The sequence below is a fragment of the Pseudomonas sp. genome (assembly GCF_030690725.1).
Classification (GTDB): domain Bacteria; phylum Pseudomonadota; class Gammaproteobacteria; order Pseudomonadales; family Pseudomonadaceae; genus Aquipseudomonas.
The window spans coordinates 14,884-30,838 of the sequence record NZ_JAUYGD010000082.1; the positions used below are offsets into that span (position 1 = coordinate 14,884).

General features: G+C 59.2%; 22 protein-coding genes. 17 read left to right on the forward strand and 5 right to left on the reverse strand.

The genetic code is table 11. The features are described from left to right. Positions 1 to 144 precede the first annotated feature (144 nt). The 5 genes from Q8O69_RS19925 (at position 145) to Q8O69_RS19945 (ending at position 3,954) form a co-directional block, all read left to right on the forward strand. Positions 145 to 1,224: a patatin-like phospholipase family protein gene (locus Q8O69_RS19925; protein WP_305593952.1), complete on the forward strand. Its 1,080-nt coding sequence runs from the start codon at positions 145 to 147 to the stop codon at positions 1,222 to 1,224. Between the two features lie 50 nt (positions 1,225 to 1,274). Continuing rightward, positions 1,275 to 2,114 (forward strand): hypothetical protein, encoded by an 840-nt coding sequence (locus Q8O69_RS19930; RefSeq protein ID WP_305593954.1) that lies wholly within the window; start codon positions 1,275 to 1,277, stop codon positions 2,112 to 2,114. 189 nt (positions 2,115 to 2,303) lie between these two features. Beyond that, the gene (locus Q8O69_RS19935; protein WP_108487995.1) at positions 2,304 to 2,573 is read left to right on the forward strand and encodes a hypothetical protein; all 270 of its coding nucleotides are present in this window, start codon (positions 2,304 to 2,306) and stop codon (positions 2,571 to 2,573) included. 170 nt (positions 2,574 to 2,743) lie between these two features. After that, a complete protein-coding gene (locus Q8O69_RS19940) occupies positions 2,744 to 3,739 on the forward strand; it encodes a GlxA family transcriptional regulator (protein ID WP_305593956.1) in 996 nt (331 codons plus the stop codon). A gap of 23 nt (positions 3,740 to 3,762) precedes the next feature. Then, a complete protein-coding gene (locus Q8O69_RS19945; RefSeq protein ID WP_305593958.1) occupies positions 3,763 to 3,954 on the forward strand; it encodes a DUF1272 domain-containing protein in 192 nt (63 codons plus the stop codon). A gap of 30 nt (positions 3,955 to 3,984) precedes the next feature. Here the strand turns inward: Q8O69_RS19945 and Q8O69_RS19950 are convergent, their stop codons facing one another. Continuing rightward, positions 3,985 to 4,368: a hypothetical protein gene (locus tag Q8O69_RS19950; RefSeq protein ID WP_305593960.1), complete on the reverse strand. Its 384-nt coding sequence runs from the start codon at positions 4,366 to 4,368 to the stop codon at positions 3,985 to 3,987. Positions 4,369 to 4,555: 187 nt separating this feature from the next. On the opposite strand from Q8O69_RS19950, the gene Q8O69_RS19955 reads away from it, so the two are divergent. Beyond that, complete coding sequence (locus Q8O69_RS19955) at positions 4,556 to 5,014, forward strand: hypothetical protein (protein ID WP_305593962.1); 459 nt, start codon at positions 4,556 to 4,558, stop codon at positions 5,012 to 5,014. 49 nt (positions 5,015 to 5,063) lie between these two features. On the opposite strand, the gene Q8O69_RS19960 is transcribed toward Q8O69_RS19955, so the two are convergent. After that, positions 5,064 to 5,618 (reverse strand): pesticin C-terminus-like muramidase, encoded by a 555-nt coding sequence (locus Q8O69_RS19960; protein ID WP_305593964.1) that lies wholly within the window; start codon positions 5,616 to 5,618, stop codon positions 5,064 to 5,066. A gap of 165 nt (positions 5,619 to 5,783) precedes the next feature. Between Q8O69_RS19960 and Q8O69_RS19965 the strand changes: the two genes are divergently transcribed. From Q8O69_RS19965 to Q8O69_RS19985, 5 genes are all read left to right on the forward strand, one after another. Further along, positions 5,784 to 6,167: a Mor transcription activator family protein gene (locus Q8O69_RS19965; RefSeq protein WP_160014328.1), complete on the forward strand. Its 384-nt coding sequence runs from the start codon at positions 5,784 to 5,786 to the stop codon at positions 6,165 to 6,167. 79 nt (positions 6,168 to 6,246) lie between these two features. Then, entirely contained in the window at positions 6,247 to 6,909 is a 663-nt protein-coding gene (locus Q8O69_RS19970; protein WP_275962932.1) for a DUF2589 domain-containing protein, read from the forward strand. A gap of 60 nt (positions 6,910 to 6,969) precedes the next feature. Beyond that, a complete protein-coding gene (locus Q8O69_RS19975) occupies positions 6,970 to 7,542 on the forward strand; it encodes a DUF2589 domain-containing protein (protein ID WP_305593968.1) in 573 nt (190 codons plus the stop codon). 2 nt (positions 7,543 to 7,544) lie between these two features. After that, positions 7,545 to 8,213 carry a hypothetical protein gene (locus Q8O69_RS19980; RefSeq protein ID WP_275962930.1) on the forward strand — a complete coding sequence of 223 codons (669 nt, stop codon included), beginning with the start codon at positions 7,545 to 7,547 and terminating at the stop codon, positions 8,211 to 8,213. Positions 8,214 to 8,644: 431 nt separating this feature from the next. Further along, complete coding sequence (locus Q8O69_RS19985) at positions 8,645 to 8,860, forward strand: DUF2970 domain-containing protein (protein WP_275962929.1); 216 nt, start codon at positions 8,645 to 8,647, stop codon at positions 8,858 to 8,860. A gap of 1 nt (position 8,861) precedes the next feature. On the opposite strand, the gene Q8O69_RS19990 is transcribed toward Q8O69_RS19985, so the two are convergent. Further along, a complete protein-coding gene (locus Q8O69_RS19990; protein ID WP_371136201.1) occupies positions 8,862 to 9,974 on the reverse strand; it encodes an ABC transporter substrate-binding protein in 1,113 nt (370 codons plus the stop codon). A 148-nt stretch (positions 9,975 to 10,122) separates the two neighbouring features. Between Q8O69_RS19990 and pnuC the strand changes: the two genes are divergently transcribed. Next, positions 10,123 to 10,689 carry a nicotinamide riboside transporter PnuC gene (gene pnuC, locus Q8O69_RS19995; protein ID WP_275962928.1) on the forward strand — a complete coding sequence of 189 codons (567 nt, stop codon included), beginning with the start codon at positions 10,123 to 10,125 and terminating at the stop codon, positions 10,687 to 10,689. 10 nt (positions 10,690 to 10,699) lie between these two features. Continuing rightward, a complete protein-coding gene (locus Q8O69_RS20000; RefSeq protein WP_305593972.1) occupies positions 10,700 to 11,251 on the forward strand; it encodes an AAA family ATPase in 552 nt (183 codons plus the stop codon). Here Q8O69_RS20000 and Q8O69_RS20005 read toward each other — a convergent pair. Further along, the gene (locus Q8O69_RS20005; RefSeq protein WP_275962926.1) at positions 11,219 to 11,686 is read right to left on the reverse strand and encodes a DUF3429 domain-containing protein; all 468 of its coding nucleotides are present in this window, start codon (positions 11,684 to 11,686) and stop codon (positions 11,219 to 11,221) included. The two genes, Q8O69_RS20000 and Q8O69_RS20005, sit on opposite strands and share 33 nt — an antisense overlap. Before the next feature lie 25 nt (positions 11,687 to 11,711). Next, positions 11,712 to 11,849: a hypothetical protein gene (locus tag Q8O69_RS20010; protein ID WP_305593975.1), complete on the reverse strand. Its 138-nt coding sequence runs from the start codon at positions 11,847 to 11,849 to the stop codon at positions 11,712 to 11,714. Between Q8O69_RS20010 and Q8O69_RS20015 the strand changes: the two genes are divergently transcribed. The 4 genes from Q8O69_RS20015 (at position 11,848) to Q8O69_RS20030 (ending at position 15,938) form a co-directional block, all read left to right on the forward strand. Further along, positions 11,848 to 13,722: a di-heme-cytochrome C peroxidase gene (locus Q8O69_RS20015; protein WP_305593977.1), complete on the forward strand. Its 1,875-nt coding sequence runs from the start codon at positions 11,848 to 11,850 to the stop codon at positions 13,720 to 13,722. The genes Q8O69_RS20010 and Q8O69_RS20015 overlap by 2 nt on opposite strands. Before the next feature lie 53 nt (positions 13,723 to 13,775). Then, a complete protein-coding gene (locus tag Q8O69_RS20020) occupies positions 13,776 to 14,909 on the forward strand; it encodes a catalase family protein (protein ID WP_305593979.1) in 1,134 nt (377 codons plus the stop codon). Between the two features lie 105 nt (positions 14,910 to 15,014). Next, positions 15,015 to 15,371, forward strand: a complete 357-nt coding sequence (gene queD, locus Q8O69_RS20025; RefSeq protein ID WP_090241991.1) for a 6-carboxytetrahydropterin synthase QueD — start codon at positions 15,015 to 15,017, stop codon at positions 15,369 to 15,371. A 258-nt stretch (positions 15,372 to 15,629) separates the two neighbouring features. Then, positions 15,630 to 15,938, forward strand: coding sequence for a TRL-like family protein (locus Q8O69_RS20030; protein ID WP_090253600.1), 309 nt, complete (start codon positions 15,630 to 15,632; stop codon positions 15,936 to 15,938). Positions 15,939 to 15,955: the final 17 nt, after the last annotated feature.

Consider the following 15,955-nt stretch of genomic DNA (forward strand, 5'->3'; position numbering starts at 1 on the left):
CGACTTAACTCAAGCTGAATTTGCTTAAGACATGGCGTAAACACTGATTTATCTCAACCCACGCGCGCATCATTCACGCGCTGAAGTCGCTTGGCCTGACAATCCAGCGCTCTATAATCGCTGCCTTGCGCGATGGAGGCCAGCATGAGTGCGATATTAATCAAGTCCCCTGCTTTGACAATTAAGGCCGGTAAACGCGCCCTTGCGCGGATTCGCGAGCACGGCCTGCAGCCGGCGGATGTCGGTATTCTGCCTGGCGCTGCAGGCGGCCCGAAGGCCTTGGGCATTCAGGGGCTGGATCTGGCACTGTTTGGCGACTGGCTGCAGCGTGCGCCCCGCGAACGTTCGCTGATTGGCGCATCCATCGGTTCCTGGCGTTTCGCCAGCGCCTGTTTGCCGGATGCGGCAGCCGGCTTGCGTCGCCTCGGTGAGCTGTATACCTCGCAGCGCTTTGCCAAAGGCGTGAGCATGGCGCAGGTGTCGAACAGCTGTAGCCTGATGCTCGACCAGCTACTGGGCAACGACGACGCCAACATCCTCAGCAACCCGCACTACCGCTTGAATATCGTCGTGGTGAAAAGCCATGGCCTGCTGCAGCACGATCACCGCGGCGCCCTCGGCCTGGGCCTGTCATCGGTGATTGGCAGCAATCTGCTGGGCCGTCCGCGACTGGCCAAACACTTCGAGCGGGTGATTCTGCACGACGCCCGCCTGGCGCCGCCGCTGGGTACGCTCAGCGATTTCCCCTCACGTTATCTGCAACTCGACAGCGGCAACCTGCGCCATGCATTGCTGGCCTCAGGCTCCATCCCGATGATCATGCAAGGGGTGCGCGATATTCCCGGTGCCGGGCCTGGCACCTACCGCGATGGCGGCCTGCTCGACTATCACCTCGATCTGCCCTACAGCGGCGAAGACATCGTGCTTTACCCGCACTTCACCGATAAGGTCATCCCCGGCTGGTTCGACAAGGGCATGCCCTGGCGTCGTGGTGATGGCGGACGCCTGCAAGATGTGTTGCTGCTGGCCCCCTCACGCGACTACCTGGCGCGCCTGCCCCATGGCAAACTCCCCGACCGCAAGGACTTCAGTCGTTACCTGGGCGATGATGCCGGCCGCGAACGCTATTGGCGCACAGCCATGAGCGAAAGCCAGCGGCTGGGCGACGAGTTTCTCGAACTGGTCGACAGCGGCCGCCTCGGCGAGCGTCTGCAGCCACTCTAACGACTGACGCCGACCGAACACCCAAAGCAGCATGACCAAGGATGGGCAGAATGAAACTCGCAGTCGCCATTATCCACGGCATCGGCACGCAACCCGACCTGCGTGACGACGAAGGCCAGCACGCTTTCGCCCAGAGCCTGATCGCCGGGCTGCGCCAACGCCTCGGCGCGGAGGCCGACGAGGTGGCCTTCCAGACCCTGTACTGGGCCAGCGTGCTAGACAAGCGGCAACTGGCTTTTCTCGACAAGCTGCGTGACCAGCCCGTGCGATGGCGCTGGTTGCGCCGCATCGTCACGCTGTTTCTCGGTGATGCCAGCGGTTACCGCAAAGTCAGCCAGGCCTACGACACCACCTATGAAGAAGTCCATCAGTGCCTGCGCAGCGGCCTCAATGCCTTGCGCGCCAAGGTCGATGCCGATACCCCACTGGTGGTGCTGGCGCACTCGTTGGGTGGGCATATCTTCTCCAATTTTGTCTGGGATCAGCAGCGCATCAACCAGGTTGAAGAGTGCCCACTGGACCCCTTTCTGGCCCTGGAAACCCTCAGCGGATTGATCACCTTCGGCTGCAATATCCCGCTGTTTACCTTTGCCTACGACCCGGTTGTGCCGATCCGCTTCCCCGGCCACTGCCTGACTGACGCGGTGACCGAGCAGGCGCGCTGGCTCAATCTCTATGCCCCCGCCGACCCACTGGGTTACCCGTTGCGCCCACTGCCCAACTACGCTGCCGTGGTCGCCGAGGACCGCGCCATGCCAGTGGGGCCCTGGTACAAGCGCCATACCCCGTTGAGCCACTTGGGCTATTGGGATGACCGCGGCTTTCAGCGTTATATCGCCCGTTATCTGCAGCAATTACTGGCGGTCTGCACAGGCTCAGAGAAGGCTTAACCACCCTCTTCCTCGCCCAGTTTCTCGGCTTACACGATTAAAACTGTGATTTATCGGACAATTCCGTGCATTTTTTCGCCAACATGTGACTTAGCGGTCAGCTTCGTTCATCAACGCATATGACTGGCAAGCGTGAGTCTACCGTTTGCCCCTTTGTGTATTTGGGATCACCTCGGAGAAACCGACCCCATGAACGCACCGCTGCGTTTTAACGAAGCTTTGCTGATTGCCGACCGCGCCTTTCAACCTTTCCAATGCGTCGCCTGGGCCCCGCAAGATGGCACTGGCAACCTCAGCCTGAGTGTGATCGACCGTACCAGCACCCGCCTGCTCGGCCGTACTCAACTGTCCAGTACCATCTACAGTGACCCGGTGCAATTTGCCGATGTGCTCAAGCAGTCCCGTGAGCAACTCAGCCAGCAAGGTTTCACCCTGGAGCCATGGAGCATGCCGGAGTAATCGACGGCTGCAACAAGGGCTCTGAGCTGCCAATCGGCCCCTCTTGTCAGAGCCCTTCTCTCCCTCGCCGCACCGGCGACGCTGAGCTGGCAATATCTGTGGGTTTATTGTCCTTGTTGCCAATTACTCGTTAAGCGCAGACTGCATCCATCGCTTATCGAGCTACCCCTATGGATGCCCCGCGAACCATCGCCTGCCTGCTTTATCCGCATGTTATGAGCCTGGATCTGACCGGCCCATTGCAGGTATTTGCCTCCGCCAATGACGAACGCCAACGCCAGGGTTTGCCCGCCGCTTATCGCCTGCTGGTACTCGGCCAGCAAACTGGCGCGATGCCTACTTCAGCGGGTTTCCAACTGGTTGCCGAACAGGCCTGGAGTGCCACAAACCCGACACATATCGACACCCTGCTGATCCCCGGTGGCCAGGGCGACAAAGCGCAATGTCAGAACATTGAACTGCTGACCTGGCTACGTAGCGCCGCGCCGCAGATCCGGCGAGTGGGCTCGGTCTGTTCCGGCGCATTGATTCTCGCCGCCGCCGGCCTGCTCGATGGCCGCCGCGCCACTACTCACTGGGCCGATCTCGACTGCCTGCGTCAGGAACATCCGCAGGTTGAGATCAGTGGCGACTGCCTGCACACCTATGATCCGCAAGACGCTGCTGGAAATGGTCATATTTTTACCTCAGCAGGGGTTACCGCAGGGATTGATCTGGCGCTGGCTCTGGTCGAAGCCGATCTCGGCCGGCCACTGGCATTAGCCGTGGCCAAGCGCCTGGTGCTGTTTCTGCGTCGCCCTGGCGGACAGGCGCAGTTCAGCGCGCTGCTGACTCCAGAACCGAGCCGAGTGCCACGCCTGGCCAGCCTGCTGGAGTGGATACCGCTGCACCTGCATGAGGACCTGTCGCTGGCAGCTCTGGCCAGGCAAGCCAATATGACGCCACGCACTTTATCGAGAACCTTCAACCAAGAACTGGGCATGGGCCCAGGTCGCTATGTCGAGATTGTGCGCCTGCAAGTGGCGCGCAGCCTGCTGCAGAACGCACAGGCATCGATCAGCACGGTGGCGCGATTGAGCGGCTTTAACCACCCGGAAAACCTGCGCCGCACCTTTCACAAGCACCTCGGCATCAGCCCACAGGAATATGCCGAACGCTTCGCCTGAACACCTCACCCAAGGAGCCTGCCATGCTGGAACTACGTAGCAATTGCGAATGCTGTAAGCGGGACCTGCCGGCCGATAGCCAGGACGCTTTTATCTGCTCATACGAGTGCACATTTTGCCGCGACTGCGTCAGTCACACATTGCGCGGGAGCTGCCCGAACTGCAGTGGAGAATTGCTGCAGCGGCCACGACGCATGATCGCCGAGGCGAAATAAAAAGCGCTCCAGAGGAGCGCTTATCCAGGCTCAGTTTGGCGCTAACAACGAGCGAAAGCGCGAGTCGCTGCGCGTCGGCTCCAGGGTGTAAAGCTGTTCCTTTTTGTCGACCCAGGTATACAGCTTGTACTCCTTGTCACTGTCGCCGCAGTGCTTACCCAAACCATAAACCGTCATATGGCTGGGAGCATTACCGTAGGTGAAAAACATCGAGCAGGTGCGGTTGCGACCTTTGTCACGCCAGGTGTAGTGGTGTACCACTTGCTGGCCGATGTACAGCGCATCGCCGTCAACCGTCAGGTTGCCGCGATCAAGACGATCAAACAGGAAGTTCATCGCATCGATCTCAAAACCGTCATGGTTGAAGTCTGCGAGGTTGCCTGCAAGCGTGATGGCTGAGTTCAAAGTAGGCATATCAGGTCTCTCCATGTGAAGTAGCTGCCAATTGGCAGGCCTATCTCAACGCCCTGCTGCCTTGCGCTACAGCAGGAAATACTTCCGCAGCGACCTACTGGATTGACATGATGGGCACTATTTCCCGCTGAACAGCTGCCTATGGCCCGGGCACCTTGCCAGCTCCACTACCCTCTGGAGCTTGATCATGTTGATACGCAACCTGTCCTTCCTGCTGATCCTGACCAGCAGCTTGAGCCATGCCATGAGTACAGAAAACCTGCCTGAAACCACCCTCAAGGCTTATGGCCAATCCCTCGCGGTTGGGGCTGGAAGCAGCCAATGGCAACAGCTCTGGCAGCGCACCCGAGCCGCCGGATACTTCAACCAGGACGGCGCGCAAGTACGCTTCACGCTGCCCATGAAGCTGATTCCCGAACTGGTCAGTACAACCCTGCGCGACGCCCACAGCGTGCGGCCAGGCAAAGGCACGCAGGCACTATACCGTCGTGATTTTGCCCCCCGCGTGGTCGGCACTGAAGGCTCGCACGCGCTGACGGCGATCTGCCTGAACGTGGATTGGCGCAGCCTGCCTGACCACACACCGACCACCGACAGTGGGCAGATGGGCAGTGTCAGTCTGCTGCTGGTGCAACCTTGCCAGTAATCATTACACCCGCAAAACTGCCCAGCCTCACGGCTGGGCAGTGTGCTGTTCAGGGCATGCCCTGGGACAGCAGTTCGGCTTCCTGGCGCCGACGGCTGGTGTAGCGGTCGCCAAAGTTCAACAGATTGGCATGGGCAGCGCTCCAGTCATGCGCCACCACCTGTTTCCAGAAATTCGGCGTGCGCGAGGCAAGATCACCGTACTGAAAAGCCACTGAGGCGATAACGGTCTGCATCTGCGCCGGTAACTGGGCAAAATCGCCACCTCCGGACTTGGCATAACTGGCCGCCAAGCGATTGATAAAGGGCTCCTTGTAGGCCTCATCAATCTGCTCCGCCTCTGCCGCTGTGATGTTGAGCGGCTGCGCGGCCAGCCGCGCTACCGCCGCCTGCCCGGTCAGGCCAAGGTAGGGACTTAACCGCTCAAGCAGGGCATCAGGCAGATCCAGCGCCTGCAAATCAGCCAGCTTGCGCTGCCCGAGGTCAAAGCCTGTTGCAATGGTGACGCCGCTACGGCTATTGCCGGCGTCGGGAACATAACCCTTGGTCGCTGGCCCGCCTTCCAGGTTGGCGATAAAGCTGAAGTAAATCGAGTAGTGAGACATGTGCAATCCTCCGTTTATGGGGATTGGCAGTCGATCACCGGCAACAAATGCATATCAGCTTGAAGCATTTCCCCGCGCATTCAGGGGGGTATATTTCCTGCTGAAAAAACAACCCGTCCTATTCCTAGCATCCTTGGCAGTCCACGAGACAACAAGGAGGACCCCATGGACGAGAATGACCTGCAACAGGTCGACATCAAGCTACTGCCCCACTCACTGCAGGAACTGATCGAGTGTATCGGTCTGGAAAGCGCATACCGACTGACCTGCGCCTTCGGCGGCCGCCCCAAATACATTCCCAAATACCCTGCCCGTTCCTCGCTAGCCCTGCTCCTGCCGCCGCAAGCGCTGGACGCTCTGATCGAGCGTTATGCCGGAATCGCTATCGAGATACCCAAAGCCGACCACTTCTGTCGACAGATACGCAACCTGCAGATCGTCCAGCAAAGCTCGGATGGTCTGTCGCGTAGCGCTCTGGCTGACAAGTACGGTTTGAGCCTGCGCCAGATCGGCAACATCCGCCGCCAAGAGCATGAAACTCATAGGTAAGTAGTTCCTGCTGAACCTCAATTACGAGGCTCCATAGCCTGAGACTGCGCATTTCGCGCATACGATAAGGAGATTGACTATGTCCCAGATTGATACCGGCCTGATCGGTTCCGTCATCAACGCATTGCCGCTCGATCGCATGATTTCAGGGCCATTGCAGGCCATGATCACGGCTCAGGTGCAGGCGAGCAAAGCCTATGCCGACTTCCTGATGGCGGTGTGCATCAAAGATGGCAAAGCGGTGTCCGTACAATTCGACTACGACGAAACCCTGGTCGACGAAAACGGCGTTTACAAAGGCACCGTCACCAAGAAGATGCGCATCCCGCTGCTGGCGGCCATCAGCCACCCCAACATCACCATCGAAGAAGGCTCCATCGACTTCGAACTGACCATCAGCCAACAAGCTGAGGACACCAGTGAAACAGCTGGTGAAGGCAGCTTCGAGGCCAAGCTCGGCTGGGGGCCATTCAGTGTCTCGGTGAAGGGCTCGGTCAGCCACAAGTCGACCCAGACGCGCAAAACCGACACCCGCGCCCGTTATGCCATCAGCACCAAGATTGCCCGTCAGGACCCACCTGAAGCGCTGATGCGAGTGATCGACTTCCTCACTGATGCAGCGACCAAACCGGTGTTGATGCCCAGCGAGAAGGCCACGCTTGCAACTGATCCGTTGCCTACTGACGCCGTGCTGGAGTCGCCGAAACCAGCCGCCGCTGATGACGGCACAGCCAAGAAGTAAGCGCACCCTGACCCCGCTTCGGCGGGGTCTTCCTTAGATCAGTAAGCGAGGAGTCCACCCATGGCACTGTTTTCCAGCAAGAAAGAACCGATGAGCGCCAGTGATTTGAGCCATATCACCCGCGGTCTGCATCAAGCGGCGGCGGCGACCCATAACCTGGTCGCCCAGCAGTACATCAAGTTGTTTGACCAGTTCTTTGACTACAACCCGGACGACCTTGGGACGCCCATGAAGGCGAAGATGGTGGAAGTTAGCCTGGATGAGCAACACACCATGAACATCCCGCTGATCGCCCTGGTCGCCCCACGCGGTCTGGGGCTGGAAAGCATGAAGGTCGATCTTTCCGTCAAGATGCACGGTACCGAACTCGAAAAAGCCAGCCACGCCCTGGAGAATGGCGAACTGCAAAGTGAAAAATTCTTTGTCACCTTCGGCCGTGAAAAACGCCAGGGGCAGGAACGCGACCCGGATGAAATCACCATCAGCATGGAATTCAAGGCCTGTGAGCCACCGGAGGCGGTGCATCGGCTGATTGAGGAGTACACCAACCTGATCAGCCCGATTCGCCTGGCCAAACCCACGCCAGCCGTGATTGAAGGCGAACCAACAGCGCCCCAACCTGCCACGCCCTGATCATGCACAGCGTGGCGATAAGCCTGGTGTATAGCTTCAGCGCGATAGCCTGGTTGCTGTTCTGGCGTCGTAGCCTCGCGATGCCAGCCCTGCTGCAGCGCTATCCACTGTTACTGGCCCCCTGGCTGGGCGGCGCACTGGTGCAGTTGATCGGCGCGGCGCTGGTGCTGCACCCGGATACGTCAGCCGGCAAGGAATTCGAAGCGGTGCTGTTCGATGTACTGCATGCCCGCGCTGACCTCGTGCTATCCGCGTCGGCCAGCATCCTGGTGGTCGCCACTGTGGTCTACGGTATGCAACAGCAATCGCCACCACCGCAGACGTTTATCCGCTTGATGTCTTATGCCATGGTGGCGCTATTGGGATTTATGCTGCCGATTATCTGGATACCGCAGACGCAGACCGAATGGATGCGCCTGCTGCGGCATATACAGACGGCAGCATTCAACTGGGGCCTGCTACTGGTCTGCGCCGGTTTGATAACCCTGCTCGAAGACCTGATGCGCGGTGAGAACAGCGCCGTAACCAGCGGCCACGGCACCGAACCCTTAGTCGGAGCCCAAGGTCATGTTGCGGTCGCCGCTGCTGGCGCTGATTCGCCAACGCTGACCCAAGGCGTAGAACACCCCCAAACCGCCGAAGAACGCCATAAACACGCCGCCGGCCAGTAGCACCCATAGCTCACTGGTTGCGACCGGGTCAGTGGCAGCAGCGTGGATCATCCACAAGCCCATCAGCGACAGGCTCAAGCCGACACTCACGCCCAACACGGTACGCAGTCGGCCGCTGTGATGCCCTTGGTGCTTCTGGATCAGCTCCAGCAGCTCTTCGATATCCTCAGGTTGCACGCCAGTGTTTGCATCGTCGACCAGCTCAACTGCGCCAAAGACCAAGCGCATACGGATGGCTTTATCCAGCCACCCCGGCTCGCTGGTGTTAATAACTACTGATTTGCTCATGACAAAATCCCTCGCTAGGTATGGAGTCTCAGCCTAGGGGGCGATACTCAAGCAACTTCAGCAGGAGTCGTTTCCACGGCAAACGTCCTGCCTGCGGTTAGGCTTTACTAAGCAAGCAGTCAGTCTGCATAACGGAGATACACATGAGCGAAGAGGAAAACAAACCGCTGACGCTATGGGAGATGCTGCAAAGCGTTCTGAGCGCCGCACTCGGTGTGCAAAGCGCGAAGAACCGTAGCCGCGACTTCTCACGGGGCAAGCCCAGCCACTTCATCATTCTCGGCGTGTTGTTCACCGCGGTGTTTGTGCTGGTGATCTTCGGCATCGTTAAACTGGTGCTGCACCTGGCAGGCGTCTGACTTACTGCAGCAACGGGTTGATGGAGAAACCGTAGTCCTTGATCTGCGGGTGGTACACCGCGCTGAACTGGCGAAAATCCAGGCCGAAGCCTGGCACTTTTAGGCGTTGCTGCAAGTGCGCAGCCTGCTCGGCATCCAGCAGGCTGAACAACTGATCGACCCGATCCTTGCCACCACGCGCGGCGAAATCCAGCCCGGCATGGTAGTCATGCAGCATCACCATGGCCCAACCGCCGAGAGTGAAATGCCCGCCGACCAGCACGTCAATTTTGCCGTCGATACGGGCCTGCAGCACCTCATCCGAATTGTTCAGCGCCGACAGGTAAATATCCTTGCCCGGTTGTTTGCCCAACTCCAGCGTAGCCTGCATCACCCCAAAGGCCATTTCATCATTGGCCGACCACACCAGCTGCACTTCGGGATGGCGTGGCAGCATCAGCTGCGCCTGTTCATAGGCACGCTGACGCTTCCATTCGCCCTGCAACATCTGCTGCAGTTTGATCTCCGGGTGCTCGCGCAAGGCGCGGTGCAGGCCGTCTTCGCGCAGGGTCGAGGATGGTGTGTAACGCACCCCGGCAAAGGCCAGCAGGCTACCGGGTTGGCCCGCCAGTTTGGCGATCAGGGCCTTGGCCATCCAGTAACCGGCTTGCTCGTCATTGGGGATCAGGCTGCCAATCCAGTTACGGTAATGCTCACGTGAGGCGCCAATGCGCTGTTGCTGCTCAGGGGTAAGGGTGCTGTGCAGGGAAAACAGCTTGCTCGGGCTATCGGCAAACAGCCTGAGCAATTCCGGCGCGATATACATTTCGTTGACGAATACTAGGTAGTCCGGCTGCTTGTCGCGGGCTAATACGCTGCGGGCTTTTTCCAGTAACTGCGGTGGGTTGCGTTCGCCGTAGATGATCTGCAAGTGCATGCCCAGATCATCAGCTGCCGCCTGCATAAAGGCGCTGTAGCCCACCCAGAATGGCTCATCGGAAAAGCCCGGATTAAGGAATACCACCGACGCCGGCGCGTTACCCGAGGCGCGCGAGTTTTCTGCGACGGCCTGGGCTATCAGGCCAAACGCCAATACGCACACTGTGCCAACAACAGTTAAAACGGACCTGAACACGCCATGCCTCCTGAAAGGGACGCGGAGTATATCGGTAAAGCCATAGCCATTAGCCATCTAGCCGCCAAGCGTAGCCGGGCAATCAAGACGGCGCCCAGCGCAATCGCTACAATCGCCAGCCAATCCCGCCCTCTCACACCGGTGTTCTATGTCGCCTCTGGAAATCATCGCTTCAGCCCTTGGTGTCTGGGCCGTCTGGCTAACCGTGCGGCAAAACCGCTGGTGCTGGCCGCTGGGTTTGCTGATGGTGCTGATGTACGCCTGGATCTTCTATGACGGCAAGCTGTACTCGAACATGCTGCTGCAAGGCGTGTATGCTGTATTGCAAGGCTACGGCTGGTGGCAATGGACGCGCGGCGGCAGTAGCCATAGCGGGGTGCAGGTCAGTCGGCTCAGCCAGCAAGGCATATTGCTCAGCTTAGCAATCGGTAGCGTTGGCGCAGTTATTCTCGGTTATCTGATGGCCACCTTCACCGACGCTGCCGCGCCTTGGCAGGATGCGGCGCTGAGCGCGTTCAGCCTGGTCGCTCAGGTATGGATGGCGCAGAAACGGGTTGAATGCTGGCCGCTGTGGATCGTCCTCGACCTGCTGTTTGTTGCACTGTTTGTACAGCAAGGTCTGTACCCGACGGCGGCACTCTATGGGCTGTTTACCTTGCTGGCGATCAATGGCTGGCTGACCTGGCGACGTGACCGCGCGCTGGTCACCGCATGAAGGCCCGAGCATGAAAGTACTGGTGCTCACTGGGCCGGAATCCAGTGGTAAAAGCTGGCTGGCCGGGCATATCCAGGTGAACTTTGGTGGGGTGCTGGTTGGCGAATATGTGCGGCACTTTATCGACCGCGAGCAACGCGACACCTGCTACGCCGACATCAGCGCCATCGGCCAGGGCCAATTGGCTTGGGAAGACCAGGCCAGGGCGGCGCGCCCCGAGTTGCTGATTCTCGATACTCACCTGCTGAGCAATATGCTCTGGAGCCAGCAGCTGTTTGGCGACTGCCCTGCGTGGATCGAGCAAGCCTTGCTCGAACGCGACTACCACCTGCACCTGTTGCTCGACCCGGTCGATGTGCCCTGGGTCGACGATGGCCAGCGCTGTCAGCCAGAACTGGCCCAGCGCCTGGCGTTCTACCAACAGTGCGAGCACTGGTTGCGGCTACATCAACAGCCGCTGCAGTGTATTCAGGGCGACTGGGCGCAGCGCCGTGAGCAGACCCTGACGACAGTGGCGCATTGGCTCAACTCAACGCATCAGCACACTGGCCCAGGCCAGTAGCAGGCTCAGGCAAACGATAATCGTCAACGGCCGGCGCAGACTGGGATACCACTGCGGCGCCAGGCCCAGCTTCACCGCGCGCACGTCGGCGGCATACAAACCGCCAAATGCCAGCAAACACAGCGGCAAGGCCAGGCTGGTTGGCATGCCGCCACTGATCGCCAGCCACCCCAGCAATGGCGGCACCACAGATAACCCCAGCTGAATCTGCGCCGGCTCGCCGGCATTTTCCGCGCGCATGGCCAGGCCCCAATGAATCGCCCCCATAAAGGCCAGGATCACCGCGGCATAGTCCAGCAGGGCCGCCAGAACCACCACTCGCCAGCCCTCTGGCGTCACCCAGATGCCTAATGCCCCGGTGACAAAGGGCACCAGCCCGGCATAGCCCAACAACAACGCCAATTTAGGCGGCTGTGGCGCGTCAAAAGGATGCATGCACTCACTCCTGTGGATTAATTCGTCATAAACCGCACTGTAAAACCATCTTCGGGCCGAAAAGAAGACTATTTCCTGGGTTTCGTAGTAATGGCTGCTTGCCATTGGCTGCGCCAATTGGCATAAAAACAACAAATAAAAAACGCCACAAGGAAGTATCCATGCGCATTCTCCGTCGGGCCCTTTATGGGCTTCTTTTGTTGCTGGTGGTGGGGCTACTTGTCGCCCTGTATTTCATCGCCAACCCCAACCTACCGGTCTACCAACAGCCCGACAAACTGCACTACCTCGATCAGTGGTCGGCAGACGAACGCCAGACCTACTACTACACCCCCCAGGGCACCCAGGTAAAAGGCCTGCGTTATGAATGGTTCAACGCTCTGGAGCTGCCGTTCAGCAGTAGCAAATTCGCCACCCCGGATTACCTCGCGCGCTTTGGCTTCCTCGTCGATCCCGCCCAACAGCCCACACCGCTAAATCCCGGCAACCTGCCGGTCGGTTTTGCTCGGCATGCCGATGCGGAAAGTGGCGAGCATTACCTGGATATCAGCTGCGCCGCCTGCCACACCGGCGAGCTGCGCTATAAGGGCCAAGCCGTGCGCATCGATGGCGGCGCTGCGCTGCATTCGCTGGCGTCCACCGTACCCACCGTGCGCGGCGGCAGCTTTGGCCAGGCGCTTGGTATGAGCATGGCCTTTACCTATTACAACCCACTGAAATTCCGCCGCTTTGCCAAACAGGTACTGGGCGATGAATACAGCAGCCACAACGCGCAATTGCGCCGCGACTTCAAAGTGGTGCTCGACCGCCTGCTAGGCACCGCGTTCAATGATTGGCACCGTGGCCTTTATCCGACCGAGGAAGGCTTTGGCCGTACCGATGCCTTCGGCCGTATTGCCAACAGTGTGTTCGGTGATGCCATCGACCCGAGCAACTACCGAGTTGCCGACGCACCAGTGAGCTATCCGCAGGTCTGGGATATCTGGAAATTCGACTGGGTGCAGTGGAACGGTTCAGCCATGCAGCCCATGGCCCGCAACGTCGGTGAAGCCCTGGGCGTCGGCGCTACCTTGCGCCTGCTCAATACCGAAGGCCATCCGGTTGCCGAAGCCGAGCGCTACGCCTCCAGCGTACGCCTGCGTGACCTGTTCACCCTGGAAGAAACCCTCAAGCAACTGCAACCGCCCACCTGGCCGGAAGAAGTGTTCGGCAAGGTCGACCTGTCCCTGGCCAGCCGTGGCCGCGCGCTGTTTACCGAGAACTGCGCCTATTGCCACGCCCCTGACCCGAAAAAGCCCGAGGACAGCTTTGCCCCCTCGCGTAACCCGGAATGGCGTATGCGCGTGGTACCGACCTCCATCGTCGGCACCGACCCGACCACAGCGGACAATATCGCCGACCACCGCTTCGATATCAGCAAACTGGGCTGGACCAAAGCCGAGCTGAGCAAGCTGGACGTGCGCCTGTTTGGCGCCACGCTGGACGATATCGATATGCGCAGTATCTCCAGCGCCAAGGCCCTGGCCTATGTCACCGCCTATGTGGAAAACCGCGCCTATCAGGACGCCGGCATTTCCGAGCGTGAGCGCTGGCGCATGGACGGTTTCGGCCTGCCGATTGGTGTGCAGGAAAAGCGCGGCTACAAGGCCCGCTCGCTGGATGGCATCTGGGCTACCCCGCCGTTCCTGCATAACGGCTCGGTGCCGACCCTGTTCCAGCTGCTCTCGCCGGTCTCGGAGCGGCAGACCCAGTTCTGGGTGGGCAACTTCGAGTTCAACCCCAAACAGATTGGCTACAACAGCGAGAAATTCACCGGCGGCTTCCACTTCGATACCCGGGTCACCGGCAACAGCAATCGCGGCCATGAATTCCGCGCAGGTTGCCGTGAAGACGGCGTGATCGGCCGCGCCCTGCAACCGGAAGAACGCTGGGCGCTGATCGAGTACCTCAAGGTCTTGGGCAATCCCGCGCTGGAACAACAGCTACAGCCTGTTGCCGCCAAGGAGTGGACACCCGGCCCGTCTTGCCAGAACTGAAACACACAGCGCCTGTAATCGCACACTGAGAATAATTAAAAGGAATTGACCGCATGTTTAAACGATTCTGGCTCTGGCTCGGCCGCGTACTGGGCAAATTGCTGGTGCTCTTACTGGCCATTGGTATTGGCGGCTGGGCCATCGGCGCGGCCTACTACGGCTGGAAATTCTCCGGCCCGGTGTCCACTGAAGAACAGATCCCGGCCGATGAAGCCGCGCTGACCCAAGGCATCATTGAAGATGCCATCCGCGTGGTCGAACAGCACCGTGATAACACCCGCGTGCTGCGTGATGCCCACGCCAAGGCGCATGGCTGCATGAAGGCGGAAGTCACCGTCAGTGCCGATATCGACAGCAGCCTGCAACGTGGCGTACTCAGCGAACCAGGCAAGACCTGGCAGGCCTGGATGCGTCTGTCCAACGGCAATGCCTACCCGCAGTTCGACCGGGCCCGCGATGCACGCGGCATGGCGATCAAGCTACTCGATGTGCCCGGTGAAAAGCTCAGCAAAAGCCCGCAGCATGCCAGCGAGCAGGACTTTGTGATGTTCAATCACCCAGCCTTTTTCGTGCGCGACGTGGCCGAGTACAAAAGCAATTTCGCCGCCCAGGCCGATGGCAAAAAGGCCATGGCCTTCTTCCCCAGCTGGAACCCCAGCACCTGGGAAATCCGCCACCTGATCATCGCCCTGAAAACCCTGTCCCCGGCCCCGGAAACACCGGTGGCGACCACCTATAACTCCATCGCCCCCTTCAAACTGGGCGAGCACAACATCAAGTACCGGGTCATTCCTCAGCCGGAAGCCTGCCCGGACTATCAGCTGCCTGAACAGAACCAGGACCTGCCGAACTTCCTGCGCAATGCGCTGTACCAGCAGCTGTCTCTGGACCGCGTACCGGCCTGCTTTGCCCTGCAAGTGCAGCGGCAGAACGCCGAGTACTACATGCCCATCGAAGACCCCAGCGTTGAGTGGAGCGAAACCATTTCACCGTTTGAAACCGTCGCCACCATCAAGGTGCCGGCGCAGGATTTTGATAGCCGCGAGCAGAACCTGTTCTGCGACAACCTGTCGTTCAACCCCTGGCATGCGCTACCCGAGCATCGTCCGATTGGCGGTATCAACCGTCTGAGAAAGGCCGTGTACGAGGCCGTCAGCATCTACCGGTTGGAGCGCAATCAGCCATAAAACTGTATCCAATTCTCTGTGCTACTCGGTTAACAGCCGCTGAGCTGGTAGTATTCGTGCCTTGCTAAACACGCTGTTAGCCGCGTACCACCTGAGAGAAAGACCGTGGAATTGTTCAAAGAGTTTATGTTCGAGGCCGCGCACCGCCTGCCTCACGTCCCCGAAGGGCACAAATGCGGGCGCCTGCACGGCCATTCCTTCAAGGTGGCGGTGTATATCGAAGGTGAAGTTGACCCTTATACCGGCTGGATTCGCGACTTCTCCGAGATCAAGGCGATCTTCAAGCCGCTCTACGAACAACTCGACCACAACTACCTGAACGATATTCCTGGCCTGGAAAACCCCACCAGTGAAGTGCTAGCCAAGTGGATCTGGCAGCAACTCAAGCCGCTGCTGCCAGAGCTATCGCGTATCCGTATCCACGAAACCTGCACCAGCGGCTGCGAATACCGCGGCGACTGATCGCACCTCGCCTGGCGTCTGATCGAAGCGCCAGGCAACCTCCCCCTGGCCCTCATAATTCTCACTCGGCTGCCAATTCAATTGTGCTGAGCGCAGAACAACGGCTGCCGAAAAATCCACCGGAAAATTTCATAAATTTGAAACCGGTTTGAAAACAAGCACGCGAACTTGTTATTGCCCCGTCCCTGTTTTAGGGTGCCGGGGCACTTTACCTGGATGGGTAAAGCTTCTTATGGATAAGCGAAAAGGAATCACAACATGTTGAAGAAAATTGCTCTGGCTGCCGGCCTGGTTACCCTGCTCAGCGGTTGCGCCTCTGGCCTGTCGCCAGTCAGCGTTGGCCTGATCACCGACGTTAAAGGTCCGATCACTGCCACTACCGCTTCCGGCAACAAAACCGGTACTGCTTGCGCCACCACCATCATTGGTCTGATCAACAAAGGCGACGCTTCCATTGCTGCCGCCAAGGCCAATGGCAACATCGGCACCATCGCTACCGCTGATTACCACACCAAAGGCTTCTACCCGTTCTTCGGCGAAACCTGCGTGAACGTAACCGGTAACTAAGTTGCCTACTGCCCCCA